At 38.7% G+C, this 1,869-nt stretch carries 3 protein-coding genes and 1 pseudogene; 2 read left to right on the top strand and 2 right to left on the bottom strand.

Translation table 11 applies throughout. From position 1 onward, the window contains the following. Nucleotides 1-68: pseudogene (locus SPADD19_RS13160) on the bottom strand (GTP-binding protein); the annotation flags it as partial. 66 nt (nt 69-134) lie between these two features. Next, nucleotides 135-572: a GNAT family N-acetyltransferase gene (locus SPADD19_RS03590; RefSeq protein ID WP_021153308.1), complete on the bottom strand. Its 438-nt coding sequence runs from the start codon at nt 570-572 to the stop codon at nt 135-137. A 195-nt stretch (nt 573-767) separates the two neighbouring features. Between SPADD19_RS03590 and SPADD19_RS03585 the strand changes: the two genes are divergently transcribed. Together SPADD19_RS03585 and SPADD19_RS03580 are read left to right on the top strand one after the other, a co-directional pair. Further along, nucleotides 768-1,523, top strand: coding sequence for a LexA family transcriptional regulator (locus tag SPADD19_RS03585; protein WP_061455229.1), 756 nt, complete (start codon nt 768-770; stop codon nt 1,521-1,523). Then, nucleotides 1,520-1,869 (top strand): HAD-IIB family hydrolase (locus SPADD19_RS03580; protein WP_128861571.1); only part of this gene is annotated, 350 nt, incomplete at its 3' end. The genes SPADD19_RS03585 and SPADD19_RS03580, both read left to right, overlap by 4 nt.

Raw genomic sequence — 1,869 nt, 5'->3', positions numbered from 1 at the left:
ATATGGGCGATGATCGAGAAGTTCCGAATCTTCTCTTGTCGTTTTTTTAATTCTTCAAAATTTGGCATAATCATCTTCCTAGTAAATTTAATCGTACTCTTCATTATAACAAAAAAGATAGGCCTTTGCCTATCTTAATTCATTATTTTCAAAAATCGCTTCTGCGTTTTATTTCCCTCATAGCCCAAGCGTTCGTAAAAGATATGGGCTTCTTTTCGATGAGATGCAGAATTTAAACGGATAAAAGCAGAATGCCTGCTTTTGGCAAGTTCTTCAACTCGCTCCATCAATTGGCGACCGATCCCACGTCCTTGAGCAGATGGAAAAACCGCTAGCCCCAAAATATTCAAACCGGCGTCACTATAGAGACTTTCGTAAACTTCTGCTTCCACATAACCAAGAATATTTCCTGTTTGGTCCTCTTCATAAACAAAGCAAAAATGATCCGAATCTGGCGAATTAAATTTATCAATCTGAGCTGCCACTTTTTCAAGGGTCGAATCATACCCCAATGCTTGGTGACATAAATCTCTAATTTGACCTGCATCTTTGACTTGAACGCTACGAATCATAGCTCCACCTCCATGAACTCTTTGCTTTTATCTTAGACCTTTTTCCTCAAAAAGTAAAGGAAGATATAATAAAATTCAAAAAGAAAATCTGATTTATATCGAATTAATCTTTTTTCGCATTTATCAGTGATTTCTATTTACTTTTTCGATTTAATTCATTATAATAGAAAAGGTAAATACAAGGAGGTGAGTACGTTGGCCAGAGGTCGTGGAAAAGCAAGTCCTCAAGACAAAGAGGCATTACGGATTATATCGGAAAAGATCAGAGAATTACTGAAAGAACAAGGCAAAAAACAGATCGAATTATCTCGTATTACTGGAATTCCTGCTAGCACTTTGACTGGTTATGTAAAAGGAACTTCTCTTCCCGTTCCTGAAAATTTGGAGAAGATTGCTGCCTTTTTTCAGGTATCAGTTGCTGAAATTGACCCTCGATTACGAAATGATTTTGTGGTCATTGATTCAGAGATTGAGAGATTGTACAAACAGCTCGATGAGGGAAATCAAGAAAATCTTCTTTCTTATGGAAAAAGTCTCTTGACCCATCAGAAAGAAAGACAGAAGATTGAAAAGCAATACCACTCTTATTCTGTCTATGATTCTTTTGCATCTTATCAAAATCAGAAACAGGCTGATATCGTCTGGTTTGATCAAAAGATCTCTTACGACTTGGCTTTTTGGATTCATACGGATTCCCTAGAGCCCAAATATGAAAAAGGAGCCGTTGTGTTAATCAAGCAAACCTACTACGATCAGGCAGGGGCTATTTATGCCATTGATTTTGATGGGCAAACGTTGATCAAACGTGTCTTTCGTGAGGCCAACGGGGTACGACTCGTTTCCCTCAATAAGAAATATAGTGATCAGATTATTCCACTAGATGAGGAACCTGGGGTGATTGGAAAAGTGATTGATGGCTTTGTTCCTCTTGATTTGGAGGAGATCAAATGATTCAATTAATCGCGATTGACTTGGACGGAACTCTCTTGCATGAAGATAAGTCACTGTCTAAAGGCAATATCGAAGCTCTTCATAAGGCCCATGAAGCGGGCTATGATATTGTGATCTGTACGGGACGTCCCTTAGCGGGGGTCCGTCCCATCTTTGAAGAGATCGGTCTTCCGGATGGCAACTATTATATGATTATCAATAACGGCTGTACAACTTTGTCTACTAAGAATTGGGAAATCATTGGTAAGGAAGAATTAAGCCTTGAGGACATGCACCGGTTGCATGTTTTGACGAAAGATTCAGACGTCCAGCTGACCTTATTCGACATGGATCATTACCTAGTAGT

It is taken from the genome of Streptococcus parasanguinis, from assembly GCF_001578955.1.
Lineage (GTDB): Bacteria > Bacillota > Bacilli > Lactobacillales > Streptococcaceae > Streptococcus > Streptococcus parasanguinis_U.
Note: the sequence above shows the minus strand (reverse complement) of the source record. Positions and strands in the feature narration are given on the sequence as shown.